We start from the raw sequence: 5,794 nt of genomic DNA, 5'->3' as shown, positions 1-5,794 counted from the left end.
CCGCCGCGCCGGCTGATCAACAAGCCCTCGGGAGACCGACCAATGACCCGTTTGTCCACGACCTGCCGCAAATGCGGCCCGATGCTGCCGAGCACCCTCGTCTGGGCGATGGCGATGATCGCGCTGTCCCCGGTCCAGCCGGCGTTCGCGCGGGGCACGCCGCGCAGCGCCGATCTGGTGATCCGCGGCGGCACGATCTACGACGGCGCATCCGCGACGCCGGTGGTCGGCGACGTCGTCGTCACGGGCGACAGGATCGTCTACGTCGGCGCCTCTGCGTCGAACCCGTACACTGCCAGAAAGATGATCGACGCGCGCGGCCTGATCGTCGCTCCGGGCTTCATCGATCCGCATACCCATGCCGACACGTTCCTCGCCGGCACCGATGCGACCACCCGCCTCAACCTGCCGTGGATGATGCAGGGGGTGACGACGATCTTCACCGGGGTGGACGGCCACGGCCAGCCCGGCGGCAAGGTCGACATCGCCGGATTGTTCGACGGTCTCGAGCGGAACTCTTTCGGCATCAACGTCGCCGCTTATGTCGGCTTCGGCGCGATCCGCCGCGCCGTCATCGGCGACGACGACCGCGCTCCGGCGGCGCACGAGTTGGCCAGAATGAAGGGCCTTGTCGCGAAAGGCATGTGCGAGGGCGCGCTGGGCTTCTCCACCGGGCTGTTCTACGCGCCGCAGAGCTTTGCGAAGATCGACGAGGTCATCGCGATCGCGCGGGAGGCCGCCATGCGCGGCGGGGTCTACGACACCCACCAGCGCGACGAATCCTCCTACACGATCGGCGTGGTCGATTCGACCAGGGAAGGGATCGAGATCGGCCGCGCCGCCGGCATGCCGGTCCATTTCGCGCACTTCAAGGCGCTCGGCGTCGACGTCCACGGCAAGGCGCCCGAGCTGATCGCGGCGATCAGGAAAGCCCGGTCCGAAGGGCTCGCCGTCACCGCCGATCAATATCCCTGGGAAGCCTCCGGCTCGGGCCTCGAGGCGTCGCTGCTGCCGCGGTGGGCGGTGGACGGCGGACGCGCGCCGATGCTGAAACGCTTCGAGGATCCGCAGACCCTCGCCAAGATCAGGGCCGAGATGCGCGAGAATCTGCGCCGCCGCGGCGGGCCGGACTCGCTGCTGCTGACCGCTCCCGGCCACCCTTGGACGGCGAAGCGCCTCGGCGAGGTCGCGCGCGGATGGAATGTCGAGCCGATCGATGCGGCACTGCGCATCATCCGCGAGACCGATCGCGGCAGCTCCGTCGTCTCGTTCAACATGGCCGAGAGCGACATCAAGCTGCTGATGCAGCAGCCTTGGGTGATGACGAGCTCGGACGGCTCGCACGGCCACCCGCGGATGTACGCGACCTTCCCGCAGAAATACGCGAAATACGTGCTGAAAGAGCAGACAATCTCGATCGCCGAATTCATCAACAGCAGCACCGGGCGCACCGCCGACACGTTCAAGCTCGATCGTCGCGGTCACCTGCGCGGCGGCTATTTCGCCGACGTCGTGGTGTTCGACCCGAAGAGCTATCGGCCGCGCGCCGACTATGTCCATCCGGAAGTGCTGACTGAGGGCGTTCAGACTCTGCTCGTCAACGGCACCCTCGCCGTCGAGCACGGCAAGCCGACCGGCGCCGCAGCGGGACGGGGGCTCAGGCACGTGCCGACGGCGGGAAGCTGCTCCTGATGTCCGATGCGGCCCTTGCGGCCACCGCGCCCGCCCCCTTGGCCGGAAAGCTCCGCCGCTATTGGTTCGACGTGAGCCTGTGGAAGCGGACCGTGCTGGCGCTGGTCGCCGGGGTGGCGGTCGGCAGCCTGCTCGGCGAGGACGCCGGCCAACTGAAATGGCTGGGCGACCTGTTCGTCCGCCTGATCCGCATGCTGGTCGCGCCGCTCGTCTTCGTGATCATCGTCTCGGGCATCGCGGCGCTGGGCGATCCGCGCCGGCTCGGCTCGATCGGCCTGAAGACGCTCGGCCTCTACGTCCTGATGGTCACGGTCGCGGTCGCGATCGGCCTTGGCATCGGCACCTGGATCCAGCCTGGCGCCGGCGTCGCGCTCGCCGGGGGCACAAGCGCCACAATGATGGCGACGCCGGCGCTCGGCGACATCTTTCTCGGCATCGTGCCACTCAACCCGATCCGCGCGCTGGCCGAAGGCGAGATGCTGTCGATCATCTTCTTCGGAATGCTCGTCGGCATCGGCATCATTTCCGCCGGCGAGCGAGCGACGATCGTCGCCCAGCTGTTCGACGGCGCCACCGCCGTCATGCTGCGCCTGGTCCAGATCGTCATGGAAGTGGCGCCGTTCGGAGTCTTCGCGCTGATTGCGTCGGTCGTCGGCACCAACGGCCTCGGCGCCTTCACCAGCATCTTCTGGCTCGGCGCGTGCGTGATCCTCGGCTCCGCCATCCAGACCCTGCTCGTCCACGGCGGCCTCGTCCGCTTCGGCGCGCGCCTCCCAATCGGGCGCTTCTTCCGCGGCTCGAGCGAGGCGATCCTGGTCGGCTTCTCGACGGCGTCGAGCTCGGCGGCGCTGCCGGTCGCGATGTCGGTCGCCGAGAAAAATCTGGGGATCGGCACGCCGGTCGCATCGACGGTGCTCCCGCTCGGCGCCACCATCGGAATGGACGGCTCGGCGATGTACATCGCCTTCCTGTCGATGTTCGCGGTGCAGGCCTTCGGCGTCCCGATCGGGCCTGCCGATTACCTCGTCCTCCTCGTCAGCATCGTCGCGATCGCGATGGGGACGGCGCCGATCCCCTCGGCCTCGCTGTTCCTGCTGGCGGCGGTCCTGACCGGCGTCGGCATCAGCGCCGAGCAGACGGCGCTGCTGGTCGGCTTCATCCTGCCGTTCGACCGCCCGCTCGACATGATCCGCACCATCCCGAACGTCACCAGCGACCTGGCCGTCGCGGCGATGGTGGCGCGCTCTGAAGGCGAGATCGATCTTGCCATCATGGGCGGCGCGCGGTCGACGGCACCAGAATGACCTGAGGCGACCGGCGCGTTCCGTAAGGCGCATCCGAACCCAGATGTGAAGAGGCAATGATGTTCAAGCTGCACCAGCGGCGCGGTCGCGCGCGTCCCGCCGAAAATGAGCTCTCCGGCCGGTTCGATGCGATCGTGCTCGGCGCCGGTGTGGTCGGCGTGACGACGGCCTACGCACTCGCCCGACGTGGGCTCAAGGTGGCGATCGTCGATCGCGCCGAGGGGCCTGCGCGCGGCACGTCCTACGCCAACGGGGCGCAGCTCAGCTACGCCTACACCGATGCGCTGGGCAGTCCGGCGATGCTGAAGAAGCTGCCCATGCTGGTGCTCGGCGGCGATCCGTCCTTCCGCATCCAGGCGACGATCGACCCGGCGTTCTTCCAATGGGGGCTGCGCTTCCTGCGCAACTGCACCGGCGAGCGCTTCAGCCGCAACACCAGGGCCGGGCTCGCGCTCGCGCTTGAGTCGCGCCTCGCGATGCACGCGCTGACCGAACGGCATCCGTTCGACTTCGGCCATGCGGCTCCAGGCAAGATGCACCTCTTCTACGACCACTCGGCCTTCCGCGCCGCAGGCGAGGTGATGGAGTTGAAGCGCCGGCACGGCGCCGTCCAGGCCGCGCTGACGGCGGAGGAGGCCATTGCGATCGAACCGGCCTTGGCCACCGCGACCGGCATCGCAGGAGTCATCTACTCCCCCGAGGACGAGGTCGGCGACCCGTTCCGCTTCGCCTCGGGGCTGCTCGACATCCTCATCCGGGACTATGGCGTCGAGGCGCGCTTCGGATGTCATGTCGATCGGCTCGAGATCGATCGCGGCACCGCCCGCATCAGCGATGCGACGGGTGCGACGATCATCGGCAAAAAGCTTGCCGTCTGCCTCGGGATCGCCGCGCCGCGCTGGCTGCGCAAGGCGGGCATCCGGGTGCCGGTCTGGCCGATGAAGGGCTATTCGTTCACCGCGCGATGCGGCGACGCGGCGCCGCGGGTCAGCATCACCGACACCGCCCGTAAGGTCGTGTTCTGCCCGCTCGCCGGACGGATGCGCGTCGCAGGCCTTGCCGAGCTTGGCGTCTGGGATCCGTCGCTCCACCACCAGCCGCTGCGCGCGCTCGTCCGAATGGCCCGCACGTCCCTGCCGCAGGCCGCGGCCTACGATGCGCTGGAGAGCGAATGGGCCGGGCTGCGGCCAATGTCGCCGTCCTCGCTGCCGATCATCTCGCGGCCGCGGCCCGAGCTGCTGCTGAACATCGGCCACGGCATGCTGGGCTGGACATTCGCAATGGGCGCGGCGGAACGTGCCGCATCGCTGATCCACCACCAGGACTGAAAGGAAGCAATATGAGCACAGAGACGCCGCCCCTTGCAGGGCCGCCGCTGAGCAAAGTGCGCCGTGCCGGCAATCTCCTGTTCGTCTCGGGCCAGCTGCCGCGCGGCGCCGACGGCGCGATCGTCGCCGGTGACATCACCGTGCAGACTCGCCAGTCGCTCGCCAACCTCGCGGCGGCGCTCGCCACCGCCGGTGCGACGATCGAGCACGTCGTCAAGGTGAACGCCTGGCTGACCGACGGGCGCTACATGGACGGCTTCAACCAGACCTATCGCGAGGTTTTTTCCGAGCCCTATCCGGCGCGCTCGACGGTGATCTCGGGGCTCGTCGCCGGCGATGTCGAGATCGAGGCGGTCGCCTGGCTTCCGTAGCTCGACGGGGATGCGGTTTGCCCCAGCTTGGCAGGCCGCGTCCCCTTTCTTAGGAGGCATGCGATGCGCGTCCGTCAGATCGAAGTTTTTCACGCCGTCTACGTCAGCGGTTCGATCAGCGCGGCGGCGCGGACCCTTCAGGTCTCGCAGCCCTCGGTCAGCAAGGTGCTGCACCATGCCGAAGACCAGCTCGGCTTCAAGCTGTTCGCGCTGGTCCGCGGCCGGCTCGTGCCGACCGACGAGGGCCATGCTTTGTTCCGCGAGGTGGACGAGGCGTTCGAACGGCTGCGCTCGCTGCAACAGACCGCCAAGAACATCCGCACCCACGGTGGCGGGCACATCCGGCTGGCAGTCGTCCCGTCGCTGGGGCTCAGCGTCGCGCCCCGGGCGATCGCCCGGTTCCGTGCCCGCCATCGGGGCGTCACGTTCGACGTTCAGACTCTTCACCACGACGATCTGTTTCGTTCGCTCTACGAGCGCGAATCCGATCTGGCCATCGCCTACAACCCGCCGGCCCACTCGCGCATGACCTGCATTCCGCTGGGCCAGGCCGAGCTGGCGGTGCTGTTCGAACGCAAGGCTTTCTCGGCGCCAGGGTCCAGGTTCCCGCTTTCGCGGCTGGACGGTAGCGACGTGATCGGGCTGGCGAGCAGCGGTCCGATCGGCGACCTTCTCGACGCGGAGCTGAAGCGCCAGAACGTCGTCATCCGGGAGGTCGTCTCCGCCCAAACCTTCTATGTCGCCGCGGCGCTGGCCCGCTACGGGGCCGGTGTGACCATCGTCGATGAATTCACCGCCCGGGCCAGCGTGACCCTCGACATGGGTTTTCTGCCGCTCGAGCCCGCTGTCCGCTTCAACATCGGATGCGTCCACCTCGAGGATCGCCCGATCTCGGCCGTCTCGAGCGAGTTCGTCAGTCACTTCAAAGAGGCGCTGTCCGACGACCGGGACGTTCCTGCGGCCGCGTAGCAGCCTGTCGCCTCGCGAAGGGCGCCCTGTTCGAAGAGTTCATGTCCGCTTCCGGGAAGATCGCCAGCAGCCGCGAACGTCTGCAAGTGGGGCGCTTAGCTGCCGGGCTCCGGCGCATGAACGAATGGCC

General features: G+C 68.3%; 5 protein-coding genes. All 5 read left to right on the top strand.

The genetic code is table 11. The annotated features are described in order from the left end of the window. Positions 1–42: 42 nt before the first annotated feature. Positions 43–1,692 (top strand): N-acyl-D-amino-acid deacylase family protein, encoded by a 1,650-nt coding sequence (locus L8F96_RS18425; RefSeq protein ID WP_334657011.1) that lies wholly within the window; start codon positions 43–45, stop codon positions 1,690–1,692. Further along, the gene (locus L8F96_RS18420) at positions 1,692–2,996 is read left to right on the top strand and encodes a dicarboxylate/amino acid:cation symporter (protein ID WP_334657010.1); all 1,305 of its coding nucleotides are present in this window, start codon (positions 1,692–1,694) and stop codon (positions 2,994–2,996) included. Before L8F96_RS18425 ends, L8F96_RS18420 begins: the two co-directional genes overlap by 1 nt. A gap of 59 nt (positions 2,997–3,055) precedes the next feature. Next, a complete protein-coding gene (locus L8F96_RS18415) occupies positions 3,056–4,324 on the top strand; it encodes an FAD-dependent oxidoreductase (RefSeq protein ID WP_334657009.1) in 1,269 nt (422 codons plus the stop codon). 11 nt (positions 4,325–4,335) lie between these two features. Then, a complete protein-coding gene (locus L8F96_RS18410) occupies positions 4,336–4,695 on the top strand; it encodes a RidA family protein (protein WP_069319804.1) in 360 nt (119 codons plus the stop codon). 63 nt (positions 4,696–4,758) lie between these two features. Then, positions 4,759–5,664 carry a LysR family transcriptional regulator gene (locus L8F96_RS18405; protein ID WP_334657008.1) on the top strand — a complete coding sequence of 302 codons (906 nt, stop codon included), beginning with the start codon at positions 4,759–4,761 and terminating at the stop codon, positions 5,662–5,664. Positions 5,665–5,794: the final 130 nt, after the last annotated feature.

It is taken from the genome of Sphingomonas panaciterrae (genome assembly GCF_036890205.1).
Taxonomy (GTDB): Bacteria; Pseudomonadota; Alphaproteobacteria; order Sphingomonadales; family Sphingomonadaceae; genus Sphingomonas; species Sphingomonas panaciterrae.
This window is presented reverse-complemented; position numbering and strand designations above follow the sequence as displayed.